Annotated in this window: 12 protein-coding genes; 4 read left to right on the forward strand and 8 right to left on the reverse strand. The window is 57.1% G+C overall.

The features are described from left to right. Window positions 1–68 precede the first annotated feature (68 nt). Entirely contained in the window at window positions 69–2,696 is a 2,628-nt protein-coding gene (locus F1728_RS13490) for a tetratricopeptide repeat protein (RefSeq protein ID WP_155364542.1), read from the forward strand. Next, the gene (locus tag F1728_RS13495) at window positions 2,693–3,409 is read left to right on the forward strand and encodes a class I SAM-dependent methyltransferase (protein ID WP_155364543.1); all 717 of its coding nucleotides are present in this window, start codon (window positions 2,693–2,695) and stop codon (window positions 3,407–3,409) included. Before F1728_RS13490 ends, F1728_RS13495 begins: the two co-directional genes overlap by 4 nt. Here the strand turns inward: F1728_RS13495 and F1728_RS13500 are convergent. The 8 genes from F1728_RS13500 to F1728_RS13535 are packed head-to-tail and all read right to left on the reverse strand — an operon-like array spanning window position 3,406 to window position 11,129. Further along, window positions 3,406–4,095: a metallophosphoesterase family protein gene (locus F1728_RS13500; RefSeq protein WP_155364544.1), complete on the reverse strand. Its 690-nt coding sequence runs from the start codon at window positions 4,093–4,095 to the stop codon at window positions 3,406–3,408. The genes F1728_RS13495 and F1728_RS13500 overlap by 4 nt on opposite strands. A gap of 9 nt (window positions 4,096–4,104) precedes the next feature. Then, on the reverse strand, window positions 4,105–4,773 hold the full coding sequence (locus tag F1728_RS13505) for a hypothetical protein (RefSeq protein ID WP_155364545.1): 669 nt from the start codon (window positions 4,771–4,773) through the stop codon (window positions 4,105–4,107). 18 nt (window positions 4,774–4,791) lie between these two features. After that, entirely contained in the window at window positions 4,792–5,904 is a 1,113-nt protein-coding gene (locus tag F1728_RS13510) for a DUF1559 domain-containing protein (RefSeq protein ID WP_155364546.1), read from the reverse strand. Next, window positions 5,894–7,087 (reverse strand): DUF1559 domain-containing protein, encoded by a 1,194-nt coding sequence (locus F1728_RS13515; RefSeq protein WP_155364547.1) that lies wholly within the window; start codon window positions 7,085–7,087, stop codon window positions 5,894–5,896. The genes F1728_RS13510 and F1728_RS13515 overlap by 11 nt, the downstream gene beginning before the upstream one ends. Before the next feature lie 3 nt (window positions 7,088–7,090). Then, entirely contained in the window at window positions 7,091–8,221 is a 1,131-nt protein-coding gene (locus tag F1728_RS13520) for a DUF1559 domain-containing protein (protein ID WP_155364548.1), read from the reverse strand. After that, the gene (locus tag F1728_RS13525; RefSeq protein ID WP_194242809.1) at window positions 8,218–9,342 is read right to left on the reverse strand and encodes a DUF1559 family PulG-like putative transporter; all 1,125 of its coding nucleotides are present in this window, start codon (window positions 9,340–9,342) and stop codon (window positions 8,218–8,220) included. Before F1728_RS13525 ends, F1728_RS13520 begins: the two co-directional genes overlap by 4 nt. A 4-nt stretch (window positions 9,343–9,346) precedes the next feature. Beyond that, window positions 9,347–10,435 (reverse strand): DUF1559 domain-containing protein, encoded by a 1,089-nt coding sequence (locus tag F1728_RS13530; RefSeq protein WP_194242810.1) that lies wholly within the window; start codon window positions 10,433–10,435, stop codon window positions 9,347–9,349. Continuing rightward, entirely contained in the window at window positions 10,425–11,129 is a 705-nt protein-coding gene (locus F1728_RS13535) for a hypothetical protein (RefSeq protein WP_155364551.1), read from the reverse strand. Before F1728_RS13535 ends, F1728_RS13530 begins: the two co-directional genes overlap by 11 nt. A gap of 256 nt (window positions 11,130–11,385) precedes the next feature. Between F1728_RS13535 and F1728_RS13540 the strand changes: the two genes are divergently transcribed. After that, entirely contained in the window at window positions 11,386–12,759 is a 1,374-nt protein-coding gene (locus F1728_RS13540) for an FG-GAP repeat domain-containing protein (protein WP_155367384.1), read from the forward strand. Beyond that, window positions 12,759–14,138 carry a tetratricopeptide repeat protein gene (locus F1728_RS13545; protein WP_155364552.1) on the forward strand — a complete coding sequence of 460 codons (1,380 nt, stop codon included), beginning with the start codon at window positions 12,759–12,761 and terminating at the stop codon, window positions 14,136–14,138. Before F1728_RS13540 ends, F1728_RS13545 begins: the two co-directional genes overlap by 1 nt. The last annotated feature ends 22 nt before the right edge of the window (window positions 14,139–14,160 follow it).

Consider the following 14,160-nt stretch of genomic DNA (forward strand, 5'->3'; position numbering starts at 1 on the left):
TGACCTGTAGAAGGAACACCTTCGCCGGTCCTCTCGTCTGATTTCCCTGTTCTAATTCGATTGAGTTCATGCCGCAGCGATCACCATATGCCACCCGCTCTGCCTATACACCGCGCAGAACCGGTGCGCTCTGCAGATGGCTCTGCGGGATCGTGCTGGTCTGTACGCTCAATAGTCTCTGCCAGGCTGAGGATCCGACGCGCACCTATTTTGAAGGACTCAGATCCCGCCACCTGTTTGGCATCGCAGAAGGCTTCTGTCTGAACGAACTGTCCCGGCAGCGTCTCTCTGATCCGGAGCGGGCCCGTTATTCCCTCGAGCTCATCCGCACGCTGGCCGCCCACGCCAGTGCTGCCACTCCCTCCGAACAACCCGAACTCTGGAAACGGGCCGAGGAGACCATTGCGCAGATCGAACGCGATTATCCCCGCTGGTCGGACCTGCCTGTGTTTCGGGCCGAGCGCGCGCGGATTACCTTCCTGCAGGCATCGCTGCTCTACTGGCAGTCACAGGCGATACCACAGAATGCATCGCTTCGCGACAGCGCCATCGACGCGCTGGATCGGGCCGTCAGTCAGCTGACACTCTCCGAACAGCAGATTCAGAAACTGCTCAACAAAGCGGGCGCCAAACAGGATTTTACAGTACTCTCGGTCGCCACGGTGCGGGACAGCCTGCTTGAGTATCAGCTGCTGATCGCACGGGCCGACATGCTGCTGGCGGGCCTGTATCACCCCGAGAGTCCCAAACGGAAAATGAGTCTCTCAGCGGCCCGGACCTGGCTGGAACCGCTGTCCCGCCGCGCGACGACTCTCAAGATCACCTGGGATAGCAGACTGGCGCTCATCGAATGCGAACGACTGGAAGGCGATGCTGACGCCGCCGAACGTGCGATTCAGGGATTGATCAAGGACCAGCACCCGCCCTATCTGGATGAGCCGGTGTTCCTCGAATCGATGCGGATTCTGCTCGCCCAGAATAAGCCCCAGCAGGCAGCCACCCAGATCATCCAGCACCGACAGAAACAGGGCCGCTACTCCAGTGAGCTCGGCTTCCTGGAAATCGATGCCCTGCTGAAACTGCACCACCTCGCCGCCGATCAGCAACAGAAGGAACTCGCCGACGAGCTCTGGCGACAGATTCAACAAAGGTCGGCACAACTCGCCGAAGCCCACCCGGGTTACTGGTCACAACGGGCGAAGCTGCTGGTCAGTCGCCAGGAGCAGATCCAGGAGTATGGCAGCCGATTGTCAGACAGTCTGCAACGCGCACAGTTGCTCTATGCGGAAGGCAAAATTCCCGAAGCGATTACCGCTTACGACAAAACCGCGAAGCAGGCGGCCGAAGAAGGCAAAACCGATCTCGCGTTCGAGCTGGGTTTCACCAGTGCCTCGCTGCAGCTCAATCAAAAAGAGTATGCGAAAGCGGCAGAGCAGTTCCAGTCGCTGGCACAACGATTCAGCGGGGTTGCGAAAGCCTCTGATGCGAGCCTGCTTTCCGCGTGGTGCCTGGGTCAGCTCTATTCGCAGAACCGCACCAAGTCGCGTCGCCTGGCTTATACCGACGCGCTGGAAAATGTCCGCAAGATGTTTTCGATGGACAAGGCCTATTACGAAGCCGGCTGGATGCTGGCCCGGCTGGAGGAGTCCCGCCTGCAGTACTCCAAGGCGCTCGTCCTCTATTCAGAAATTCCAGAGAATCATCCCAAAGCAGCCGACGCACACCTGGGTGTCGCCCGCTGTTACGAACAGATTCTGCTCAGACTCGCAGCCCTCGATAAACCGACGCGTGCCTGGCGACAGGAGGCAATGGACGTGCTGGAAAAATACCTGGCACGCTATCCCCAGGAAAGCGATGACGCCATTCTGCTGTCGCAGTCCGAAATCGCACTTCGGCTGACGCGGATCTATCTCAATGACTCGCCTCCCGAATACGACAAAGCACATCGCCTGCTGGATCTGCTCATCCACACCGCGGAGACCAAGCCGGAAGAACTGAAGCGGAACAGCGAACAATCGCCCGAGAGCGTAGCCCAGACGACCCGGGCCATCCAGGGCTGGAATCGGATTTCCAGCCAGGCACTCCGGCTGCAGATCATCGCGCTGGCCGGTCAGGGAAAACCGTCTGAAGCACGTTCGCTGGTGGCCAGCCTGGAGAACGCGGGGACGAGCGAACTGCTCTCCGTGTTGAACGGGGTTTCGCAGATTGACCTGGATCTCAGCCCGTCGGTCCGCAGGGAACTGGGCATGCTGCAACTGCAGTCGGCCGAGAAGCTGGCCAATCGTCGCGATGAACTCACGCCGCAACAGGCACGACAGCTCGACCTCTGCCTGGCGGAAGCCTATCTCGCCGTCGATCGACCGATCCGCGCCCTGGAGTATTACCAGACCCTGTTGAAACAGTCGCCCCGCGACACCGCGCTGATCAGGCAGGTCGCGCTGCTGCTCGAACGGTGTGGCACCAAGGAATGTCTGCGACAGGCGATTCCCAAATGGCGCGATCTGGAAGCAGCCGAGAAAGCGGGTACCGTCCCCTGGCTCGACGCACGCCTGCATGTAATTCGCTCCCTGTATGAATCGGGGGACACGGACGCCGCAAAAAAACTGATCGGCGTGACCCGCCTGCTCTATCCCGAACTCGGTAATGTCGATCTGAAAAAAGAGTATCGTGAACTCGAAGCACAGATTAAGAAATGACCGCTGAGAAAAAACGCAGCCTGCTGTCAGATGAAGAACTTGAATGGTCGGACGTGGCTGCGAACTGCCGCATGAATCGCGAACGCGAAATCACCGGGACCAACAGCTACACCGCCGACCTGAAACTCAATCCCCTCGAATTTCTGACAGAGAAAATCCAAACAGGACAGACCGTGCGCTGGCTGGATCTCTGCTGTGGATCGGGACGGGCCTTGATTCAGGCTTACGAACATTTCCAACAAGCGGGACTGTCCACACAGGTTCAGATTCGAGGCATCGATCTGGTAAATCTGTTTCTGCCAGCCCCTGACGCAGGGAATGCACTTCGTCTGCAGACCGCCTCCCTGCATGACTGGGATACGGACGAACGGTTCGATCTGATTACCTGCGTGCATGGTCTGCATTATGTGGGCGATAAACTTTCGCTACTGGCCCGCGCCGCGGGCTGGCTCTCTTCCGAAGGCCAGTTCCTGGCTCATCTGGATCTGGAGAATCTGCAAACCGTGGAAGGGACATGGACGACTGCAGACAAACGGGAATTTCTGAGGCGACGATTCTTTCAATACCATTTGCGGACACACCTGGTGACCTGCGCGGGACAGCAAGACATTCGCTTTCCCTGTCGTTACGCGGGTGCTTCGGATCAGGCGGGGCCCAATTTTACCGGGCAGCCGGCAGTTAATTCATTCTACCAGCTGCGGGAAACCGTTTAATCTTCCACGATTGTGTTCATGTCGAGCATCCGGTACTCTCCCGCTTCGCTGGTCTGGTGTGCAACTTCACCTGTGACATCGAGACAGGTCAGCCAGCCGCCACGACAGGCGTTGGTGTCGATGCAGATGGAATGCTGCAGATTCAGGGGGAGACCTGACTTCTGCGAGGTATGGCCACAGATTACCTGCTTTCCGGAAATGTGCGGGCGAACGTCTTCAAATTTGCGCCAGCGGAATTCATTCGTGTCCTGTTCAGTCAGTGGGAGATCCGGATCGACCATGCCATGCACGAAGATCTCATGTTCTGTCTCATAATAGTCCGGAAAACTTTCAATGAATTCCCAATGCGTCTCCAGCACGTTCTCGATGCGGGCCTCTGCGTATTCAGGATCGTAAGAGAGCAGCGTCTCTTCACCGCCGAAGTAAAGCCAGCTGCCACAGGCGATGTCATCATCACGGGCATCGAGCATGAACTCTTCGTGATTTCCCATCAGGCAGAGCAGGGGCACGCGGGTCTGCAGTTCCATCAGGAGTTCGATGCAGCCTCGCGTATCCAGGCCGCGGGAGACAATGTCGCCCAGGACGATCACCTGGTCCCTGGAAGTCGGCTGCACTTTCTCTAGCAGCAGTTCCAGCGCGGTCAGACAACCGTGAATATCACCAATGGCCAGCAGACGATCTACCACAGTCTTGTATCACCTTTCTGAATTGTTCCCGTCCTGATTTAACGATTCACAGACCGTGGGCTCCAGTGAGCCAAACCCGTGATCGCCGCCATGCTCATGAATGAATTCGTCTTCTACGAAATCCACGAAATCGACCTCATCCCCGGCGGTCTTGATCTCCAGAATGGTTCTGGTATGCGGGGCTCTCAGCAGCGTGACTTCACTGCGGGGAAAGGCATCTTCTTCAAAATCATCCAGTCGTTGATCAAACAGATAGAACCACTCACCTTCGCGGGTATGGATTAAAAAACCGGCCGCAGGCTCGTAGGATGTGACCGACCAGTACTGGTAGATATTGCGGATCGTCACCTGTTCCGCCACGCTATCCGCGGCATCCCGCTGGCGACTTTCCTGCCTGGTTTTCCAGCGCTGCAGGTCCTCGGCACGGAGTTTGAGCAGATACCAGAATCCCGCTACCAGACCCAGGCCGGCGGCACCAAGCAGTACCAGCCGATTTAGTAACAGATTTTCCTCCCCGGTCCAGCGTTCGCACACATAGAGTAGAGGCAGAACCGGAACCATGCAGAGCATCGGCAAGCCGATCAGCAGGACGACGATAAAGATGAAGTATCCCTCGAAACGGTAGTTCTCTTCCGAGCGCGGCGGATACGTATACGAGATGCGGACGATTTCAATCATGTCTGTTCTGCCTGCCTGTCACCGGTTTCCCTCCATCCATTCCTCGCAGGTCACTTCCCCACCTGCAGGCGTACTCAGCCTTTTGAGTACTTCGGGATCGATGTCATCAGAAACGAATCGCACCGATCCATCACCGAACAGCATTTGCGCCCCGGTTTTGCTGTCCACAATGAAATGGCTGCCGAAGCTGTCTGGCTGCTGATTGATCCCCCGTGCGGGATCACGATAGTTGAGAGGGCTTCCCCAGGCACGAATCCCCTCTCTGACTTCCCCTCCGAAAATGGTATTGGAAGTGCCATCGGTGATATCGCGCAGACTCATCCTGGAATTGATACCCAGCACACGGCTGTTGGCGGCGTAGTGGGCGGGCGGATAACGATCATTGTCTGCGCGAGGTACTTCCTGCTGAATAAAATCAGACATCATCCCCGGGCTCACCATCATAGGCAATCTGGTTTCGTAAGCTTTACGGTTGACTTCGTCCGTCCAGGGCTGGTGAAAATCGATCTGCTGGTACAGGTCCTGTTGATCCAGGTAAGGCAGTATTTGTGCCACCCAGCCATGCTGAGGCTGGCCCGTTTCACTGAAAGTACCTCCGTCGGGTAAATGGTCATGCGCGTCCTGGTAATGATGCAGACCCAATCCGATCTGCCTGAGATTATTTTTGGAAAACGAGCGACGGGCGGCGGTCATGCCTCCCTGATATAACAGCCTGTCTTTTCCGGTCGCCATCCACCAGAGTTGATGCGAAACGCCGATCAGACAGATGCCACTGGTTACCAGGACCAGCAGCAGTGCTACCAGTGAGAACGACCAGCGCAGTTGCCAGCTGCGGTTCTCCTCTGCGGCCGCGGTTTCCTGTTTTCCACGATAGACGCCCCGGCAGGCCAGGTGCAGTCCGGTTACGAAGAGGGCCATACAGAACAGAAACCATATCACGCCGGAAGCTGAAACGGTCAGCGTGGGCAGGGTTTGTTTCAGATAGGGAATCCAGCCGGTTGCCAGCTGAAACAGTGTCTGAACGAGAAAAGCCATTCCCGCGCACGAGACCAGAAAAAGGAACGTCACCAGTGCCATGGCAGAGAGGAAGGCGCGCTGTACTTTGGTAGATGGTTCTGATTCAGTGCTCACGCTGCCCTCCTTTCGTGTTTCCTGACGGAGATGGATTTTCCTCCAGCACTTCCCGACCGTCAGGTGTGCTCAGCGCCTTGAGCACAGCCGGATCGATGTCTTCAGAAAGGAAGCGAACACTGCCATCCGCGATTAAGACATTGGCTCCGGGTCCAAAGGGCCCTGCGAACGTTCCAGGTCCCTGGTTGATGCCCCGCGCGGGGTCGCGGATATTCAGGGGATTTCCCCAGGCTCGAATGCCCGCTTTGACTTCCCCTCCCATGATCGTATGTGATGTGCCATCCTTGATGTCGCGGATTCTCAGACCGCCATTGAGGCCCAGCAGTCGTTGATTGGCCGCGTAATGCGCCGGCCTGTAACGAGAGCGGTCAGTCTGTTGAATGTCTCCTGGTTTGAAGTCGTAGCTCAAGCCCGGATTCTCCAATACACGAAGCGGCTTTTCGAAAACCTGACGATTCTCCTCGGCCGTCCAGGGCTGATTGAAGTCGATCTGCTGGAACAGATCCGGCTGGTCCAGATAGGGTAAGATCCGCGCCACCCAGCCGTGGTGTGGATTGCCGGTGGCATCGACGGTTGCCCCTATCGGTAACTGGTCATGCTCCCCATGATAATTGTGCATTCCCAGGCCGATCTGCTTGAGGTGGCTGAGAGAAGCCCGGCGTCTCTGACCTTCGATGAAAGCAACCGGATAAAACAGGGAGAGGGGACGCTCTCTGAGTAGAGCCCTCTGATCTCCAGCAGCCATCCACCACAGCTGATGCGAGATTCCAATCAGACTGATGCCGCTGGTGATCAGAACCAGCAACAGGCTGACCAGGGTCGCCGTCCAGCGCAGTCTCCACCGCGAAACGCGCTTCGTTGACTCAATCCGCTTCACGGTGTCCGGCGTTCCTCGAAACAGTTTTCGGCCCACCAGATGGACTCCGATCAGGAACAGACTCAGGGTGCAGAGGAACCAGAGTGTCCCTGAAATTGAAAGGGTCAACGTGGGCACGACGCGCCAGAGGTAACTGATCCAGCCGAGCGTCAGTGTGTAAACTGTCTGCGGCAGAAAGAACAGTCCCAGGAAGAGAGTCAGACCGAGCAACAACAGGACGACCACCAGTCCGATCCAGAACCGCTCTACGGTAATCAACGGCTGCGGTTCTGTTTCCGTTGTGCTGGTGGCGTTGTTTTCCTGCATCGCTTAATACTCCCCCACTGGTTCACCACCGTCGGGTGTTGCCAGTGCTTTGAGGACTGCCGGATCGATGTTTTCATTGATGAAACGGACGGAGCCGTCTCCCAGTAGAAAATAGGCGCCGCCTGTCGAAGGGCTGCCGAATCCTTGAGGGTCGGCGTTGATACCACGTGTGGGATCGCGGAAGTTGGTCGGATCACCCCAGGCTTTGATTTGGGAATTCACCTCGCCTGCCAGCAGAGTGTTCGCAGTGCCGTCTCTGATCTCCTGAATCTTCGGTGCCGAATTCACATTGAATACCTGGGAATTCGCAGCATAATGTGCCGGCTTGAGGCGGTGCGCATCGTCTCGACTGAGATCGCCTGGCTGATAATCATAGTTTAACTTCGGGTTTTGCAGGACAGGTAACCTGTTCTCGAAATGCGGACGATTGTCCGTTGCAGTCCAGGGTTGCTCGAAATTGATCTGGTTATACAGGTAGGCCTGATCCAGAAAGGGCAGCAGTTGTGTGATCCAGCTGTGCTGCGGCTGGCCGGCACGATCAAAAATTCCGCCGGGAGGGAAACGGGACATCGTCTCGTGATAGTTGTGCATCGCGAGGCCCAACTGCTTGAGATGGTAGCGGGTTTCATTGCGACGGTACCTGCCCCTTCCCTTGTGAACCAGCAGCAGTCGCTCGTTTGTGGTCACCAGTTCCTGAACCGTCTGTTTCAGTCCCAGCAGCGCAAAGCTGAAACCCGCGAGACTCAGAACCAGTACCAGGAGTGAGACCGTCCAGCGTTTCTTCCAGTTTGTTGTCACGGAAGTCTGTAAATGATCAACTCGGGTAGACTGGATCCGGTGGTAGAGACCGTTCAGCAAAAGATGAGCGACGAGTGCCACCGCCAGCAGCAGACCACAACACCAGAGGAACTGCGGCACCGTAAAGGTCCAGAGGGAGAGGAACCGCCAGAGGTAAACGGCCCAACCCGTCAGGAACAGGAACCCGAGGAGCAGTGGAAACATGATTTGGAAAAATCCCAGCACGGCAATCAGGATCAGTAACAGACCCAACGTTTCCAGCCGCGTCAGACGATAGCCCCAGGTGATCTCCGTTTCTGCAACATCCCGCCCGGTTTTGTGGAAGTCATCTGTCATGGTGCCACACTCCCCTCCCCCACCGGTTCACCACCATTGGGTGTTGCAAGGGCTTTGAGGATGGCGGGATCGATGTCTTCATTGATGAAACGGACGGAGCCGTCGACCATCAAAAACTGGGCACCGCCCTGAAAGGGACCGCCAAAACCATGCGGGTCGGCGTTGATGCCCCGCGTTGGATCGCGGAAGTTGGTTGGATCACCCCAGGCCTTGAACTGCGCGTTCACTTCTCCTGCGAGCAGCGTATTCGAACTGCCGTCACTGATCTCCTGAAAACCCGGCGCCGCATTCGCATTCATGACATGCGAATTGGCCGCGTATTGCGCGGGCTGGTAGCCTGCAGAAGTCGGTTCGCCCTCGGTTCCCCCGCGGTAGGTCTCCCGCAGACCGGGATTCAGGCAGTAGTACAAGGGCTGTTGAAAAGGGCTACGGTTGGCGTCGGCTGACCAGGGCTGGTCGAGGTCGATCTGACGATAGAGCTGCTCTTCCCCCAGGAAGGGGAGCAGGTGTGTGAGCCAGCTGTGCTGGGGCTGACCGGTTTGATCGAAGGTGCCCCCTGCCGGAAAGTGCCCATAGACATCCTGGTGACTGTGCAGCGCCAGCCCGAGTTCTGCGAGTTGATCGCCGGACTGCTCACGCTTCCAGCCGCCTTGACTGTCAAACGCGAATGAGATTCGTTCCTGACTGGTGGCCAGCGCCCAGACCTGTTGCGTCAGCTCGGTCACTGCAAAGCTGCTGCCCAACAGCAGCAGCAACAACGCCAGGATGGCACAGGTCCACCGTGGTTGCCAGACTGCCGGTGAATTCTCTGACTGAAATCGCAGGCGATAGCCTCGTTTTAATAACAGATGTAGAACTGCGCCCATGAGAACGATCATGATGACACACCAGACGACCTGTGTAGGAGAACTACTTAAACTGTTCCCCACGCGCTGCAGATACAGATACCAGCCGGCCAGCAGGTGATACCCGACACGGAAGGGATAGACGACTCCCAACAGCAGCAGGAAGAAACAGTAAACCAGCAGCGCAAACAGGATCATCAGGCAGCCAGCCGCAATCAGCAGTTTGAAGCCCAGGCCGCGGGCAGGACGGGGAACGGTTTTCGTTTCGTTCGACATGGCTTTACCAGTCCTCCTGAAAACGGTCCATGTCTTCGCCGCCGTTGGGTGTCGCAAGTGCTTTAAGCACGGCCGGATCGATGTTTTCAGAAATGAAACGCACAGATCCATCTCCCAGCAAAAAATGGACACCGCCTTTGAACGGACTGCCAAAACCGCGCGGGTGGGCGTTGATTCCCAGTGCCGGATCGCGAAGATTGAGTGGATTCCCCCAGGGCTTGAAGTCGGAATGGACCTCGCCCGCCAGAATTGTATGTGATGTGCCGTCTTCGATCATCTGGTACGACAGACCGGAGTTGATACTCAGCACTCGTGCATTGGCAGCGTAATGAGAGGGCTGATATCGGCCCGACGCCGGTATGCTCTCGCGGGCTGATCTGACTCCTGGATTGCGAAAGCAGGACAGCGACACCTGAAACGGTTCGCGATTCACTTCCGCGTTCCAGGGCTGGTGAAAGTCAATCTGATTATACAAAGGGACCTGATCCAGAAAAGGAAGCAGCCGCGTCGCCCAGCTGTGATGGGGGCGTCCCGTTTGATCGAAAGAGGCTCCAAGAGGTAATTGAGAAAACGTCTCATGGTAATTGTGCAGCGCCAGGCTGATCTGTTTCAGATTATTCCTTGACTCAATACGATGGGATATTTCATTTCCGGACCACCGAATCTGAGCTTGCTCTGTTGTGACGATCCAACTGGTCTGCCGGGCGATTCCGACGACCGCAAAACCCCCGACAAACGAGAGGACCAGAAAGACGACCATGATGATCGTCCAGCGAAACCGCCAGTATGGTACTTTGCTCTTCGTACTCTGTCTGTTGAAATACCGCATCGCCGCGCGCCCCAGCATCTGAATGATGCCTGCCAGCAGGACTACCAGCACCAGCGATGTAACCAGTCCCGCTGTGGAGGGAGTCATCTGCGGAAGGATACTCTTTAAAAAACTGTACCAGCCCAGCGAGAGATAGATCATGATCTGAATCGGGAAAACCATCCCGGAGCAGATCATCATTAATGACAGCATCAGGAAGATCATGAAAACAACACCGATCTCAGTCTTTGTTGGTCCTTTCGATTTCTTTGCTTCATTTTCCATTGAGCACATCCTGAGCTTTGGTGGTGGGAAGCACCTTAATGGCCCCGTCGGTGAACAGGATCAGCTGCTGGTCGTCGCCGTAGATGGCCTGCTCGAAGGCGAGGGGCTCTGAAGGGTCTGCTTGCTTGTCGCCCGCGACATAGCCGTACCGGGCCTGCAGCGGGCCGGGCTGCAGCCAGAACTCTTTGGCGAAGGTGGTCTCGTCTGCTTTGCCGGGGAATTTGCCCTGGTGGGTGGCGACATGCATGAAAAGTGCCGACCGCAGTTCACCCAGCTTGCGACGTCGCTCGTCGAGTGTGGTCTCTGCTGCCAGGGAGGCGTCGTCCGGTTGTTTGTCTTCCACGAGTCGATACGTGCGTCCGCTCTTTTCCCAGGCACCGGGGGTCAGCAGTTCGCGTGCGCCCGAGATCATCGTCAACACGAACAGGAACATCAGCCCCCAGAGCACCGAAACTCCGAGCGCGCCCTTATAGGAGATGCGGGGCAGTTTCGGGAAATCTTTCGCCAGCAGATTCCAGCAGAGTTTGAGAATCAGGGCGCTCAGCAGCAGCACCATCAGGAAGAAGGAGATGGACTGCAGACGCAGCTGGGCGATGTCAGTCAGGTCGAGTGAGACGCTGGGCATCCCGGCCTGGACGGGTCCGGTCCAGAAAAAACTGACGCAGCCGGCGAGCAGAACAGTGCGAACCATCATGGAAATCAACTCCGCAGAAGTGCAATGAGAAAGGGTCTATTTCCATCATACATAAGTCCACATGATACGCGAGTCTATTCTTTTCACAGTCTGGCAAATTCGCGGCGGAACGCAATTTCGGGCTTGCCGGGCGCGGGACCGCCTGTTGACACTCCCCGGCGCGCGGACTAGCATTGATCCATGATTGCGACTGCAGCGCTGTGCAGTCGCGATATTAGACTCATATTATTCCTTCCGCGTTGACCTGCCCGAGCTTATGTCTGCCGTCGAGAACAGCCCTCCTCCCGAAACGAACCCAGAGCCGAACATTCCGGACCGCACGGGTTTGACGCTACTGATGCTGGTGGCCGTCATTCTGCTGCCTCTGGCGACCTGGTTTGTCTTACCCCTGGTTCCACCGCTGGGGAGTCTGCCCGAACTCTACACGGGAGGCACTTCGTATCCGGCATCCCCCCTGCACTTCGATCGTAGCGGGAGTCTGCAGACCGCGAGTGCGGAGGGTTCATCAAAAGAACTGCCTTTGATTACCAACGTGCAGATTCTCGATTTTGACGGCGACGGAAAAAACGAGATTCTCGCCTGCGATGCCGGCTATAACCGGGTGCTGCTGATCTCGATCAACGAAGAGGGAGTCCAGACGACGCGCACGCTGATTGAGGATGTCGCTGCGCCCGCGCATGCGACCGCCGTGGATATAGACGCCGACGGCGATCTGGATCTGGTGATTTCGGTGCTGGGCAACATTCAACCCGATGATGGAGTCGTGGGCAAAGTCGAGCTGTTTGAACAGACGAAAGACGGTTTTGTCAGGCATGTGATTCTGGATGACGTCCGCCGCGTTGCCGATGTGCAACCGGGCGACTTCGACCAGGATGGCGACCTCGATCTGGCGGTGGCCGTCTTCGGTTACAACCGCGGGGAAGTCCTCTGGCTGGAGAACCAGGGCAACTTTCAATTTGTGGATCATCTGCTGCATCGGGCGCCGGGGACGATTCATGTTCCCGTGGCGGACTTCGACGGGGACGGCGATCTGGATATCGCGACGATCGTCTCGCAGGAAGAAGAAGAGCTGGTGGCCTTTGAAAATCTGGGCCAGGGAAAATTTAAAACCCGGTCCCTGTGGATGACGCCCAATATGGACCTGGGCAGTGCGGGTCTGATTCACGCCGACCTCGACCAGGATGGCGATCAGGATCTGATTCTCCCCGCGGGCGACAACCTTGAAGACTTCGATGCGTACCCGCAGCCTTACCACGGATGTTACTGGTTTGAGAACACGGGCGACTGGAAGTTTAAGCAGCACCGCATCTCGAATCTGGGAGGCACGTATGCCGGGGATGTGACCGACCTGGACGGCGACGGCGACCTGGATGTTGTGCTGGTGAGTATGACGAACGACTGGTATACGCCGGGGAATGCGAGCCTGGTCTGGCTGGAAAATGACGGTCAGCAGAACTTCAAAAGCTGGCAGATCGACAGTGAGCCGATCCATCTCGTCACGGTTGCGACGGGTGACCTGAACCAGGATGGCCGGCCCGACATTGCCGCTGGTGCGTTGAATATGCGGAAACCCTTTGATCGCATCGGACAGGTTTCGGCCTGGCTGCAACGTGCGGAAGGGGGTCGCTGATGTTGTTTCGCGCGTTGATGCTGCTATTGATCATTGAAGGCGCCTGGTGCGGATATCTGTTCTACCAGCGGGCTGCACGACCGGAACCGATGCTGCCCGAAGCGCGGCTGATGGATCCTTTATTTGTAGAAGATGTCGAACCGCTGGTCACGCAGGTTCAGAAAGACAATGCGCCTTACGACTGGATGCAGCTGGGTGAAGCACTACTGGGCCAGGGATATTACAGTCATGCGGCACTCTGTTTCGAACAGGTTGCCCGGCTGATGCCCGCGAGCCGACTGGCCGAAAGCCGCATCGCATATTGCCTGGAACGGACCGGGCGAACCTCGGAGAGTACCGACAAGTACCTGAGCCTGCTGGAGACTGCAGAGGAAGGACGCGAAGGCGATCGCGAGCGGATGCAGATCCGCTATGAAATCGGTCGCAATTATCTGCGCGAGGAACAGACTGATAAAGCGGAAGCCATCTTCCGTGAGAACCTTGGTTTCCTGCCGGCCCGTTATCAGCTGGCCAAACTGTTGATCCGCTCGGACCGCATTGAGGAAGCGCTGCCTCTGATTCAGGAATCGTTACAGCGGGTGCCCCAGTCACTCAAATTCCGGGAACTGGAACTGCAGGCATATCGCAGACAAGGTGACATGGACGCGGTCAACCGGAGTGCCCTTGCACTGGCGCGGGCCCAGCACTCGGTGCCTTTGCATCCGGGTTCCGATTTCATCGAGCCCTATCGAATGCAGTATGGCATCGATCGACGGGTGGAAGAGTTCAATCAGCGGATCTCGGGAGGCACACTGGATGAGTTGGCGAGCGAACTGGAACAACTGATCGCGCTGCTCGATAACCGCCCCACAACGCATTATCCGATCTTTCTGATGCGACTGGCGGAAGTGAATCTGCAACGAAAACGTCCCGAGCAGATCGGCAAGACGATTCAGCAGTTGAACGACCTGCAGATCCACAACGCCGAGACCCTGCTCTACCAGGCGCAGTCTCTGGAGATGCAGGACGAGTGGGATCAGGCTGCAGAACTGGCTCAGCGGGCGGGGCTGCTGACCAAAGATCCGGACCTGCATCAGCAGATTGCGGACATCCTGGAACAGGCGGGGCAGGCGGAGGCAAGTATGGCAGCTCACGCACGGGCCTTGCGGCTCAAAGGGATGCTGGCTTACCGCGAGAATCAGCTCGCAGAGGCGGAAGCCCTGCTCGATCAGTCACTCTCCCTGAACCCCGCAGATCCCCAGGCATGGTATGATCGGGGTCTGATTCGGCTCGCGTTGGGAAAAACCGAGGCGGCCCGGTCTGACTTTCAAGCCTGCCTGGATCGGGAGCCCCGACACGGTCGTGCGCGGCGTCAGCTCACGCCGACCAAGAATAAATAAACGTAACCTTATTTATAATAAG

Source organism: Gimesia benthica (genome assembly GCF_009720525.1).
GTDB lineage: Bacteria > Planctomycetota > Planctomycetia > Planctomycetales > Planctomycetaceae > Gimesia > Gimesia benthica.

Bases quoted from the DNA above. Each gene is read 5' to 3' on its own strand.
- F1728_RS13540 (WP_155367384.1), top strand. From the start codon at position 11,386: ATGTCTGCCGTCGAGAACAGCCCTCCTCCCGAAACGAACCCAGAGCCG.
- F1728_RS13530 (WP_194242810.1), bottom strand. From the start codon at position 10,435: ATGGAAAATGAAGCAAAGAAATCGAAAGGACCAACAAAGACTGAGATC.
- F1728_RS13525 (WP_194242809.1), bottom strand. From the start codon at position 9,342: ATGTCGAACGAAACGAAAACCGTTCCCCGTCCTGCCCGCGGCCTGGGC.
- F1728_RS13535 (WP_155364551.1), bottom strand. From the start codon at position 11,129: ATGATGGTTCGCACTGTTCTGCTCGCCGGCTGCGTCAGTTTTTTCTGG.
- F1728_RS13495 (WP_155364543.1), top strand. From the start codon at position 2,693: ATGACCGCTGAGAAAAAACGCAGCCTGCTGTCAGATGAAGAACTTGAA.
- F1728_RS13490 (WP_155364542.1), top strand. From the start codon at position 69: ATGCCGCAGCGATCACCATATGCCACCCGCTCTGCCTATACACCGCGC.
- F1728_RS13545 (WP_155364552.1), top strand. From the start codon at position 12,759: ATGTTGTTTCGCGCGTTGATGCTGCTATTGATCATTGAAGGCGCCTGG.
- F1728_RS13515 (WP_155364547.1), bottom strand. From the start codon at position 7,087: ATGCAGGAAAACAACGCCACCAGCACAACGGAAACAGAACCGCAGCCG.
- F1728_RS13520 (WP_155364548.1), bottom strand. From the start codon at position 8,221: ATGACAGATGACTTCCACAAAACCGGGCGGGATGTTGCAGAAACGGAG.
- F1728_RS13505 (WP_155364545.1), bottom strand. From the start codon at position 4,773: ATGATTGAAATCGTCCGCATCTCGTATACGTATCCGCCGCGCTCGGAA.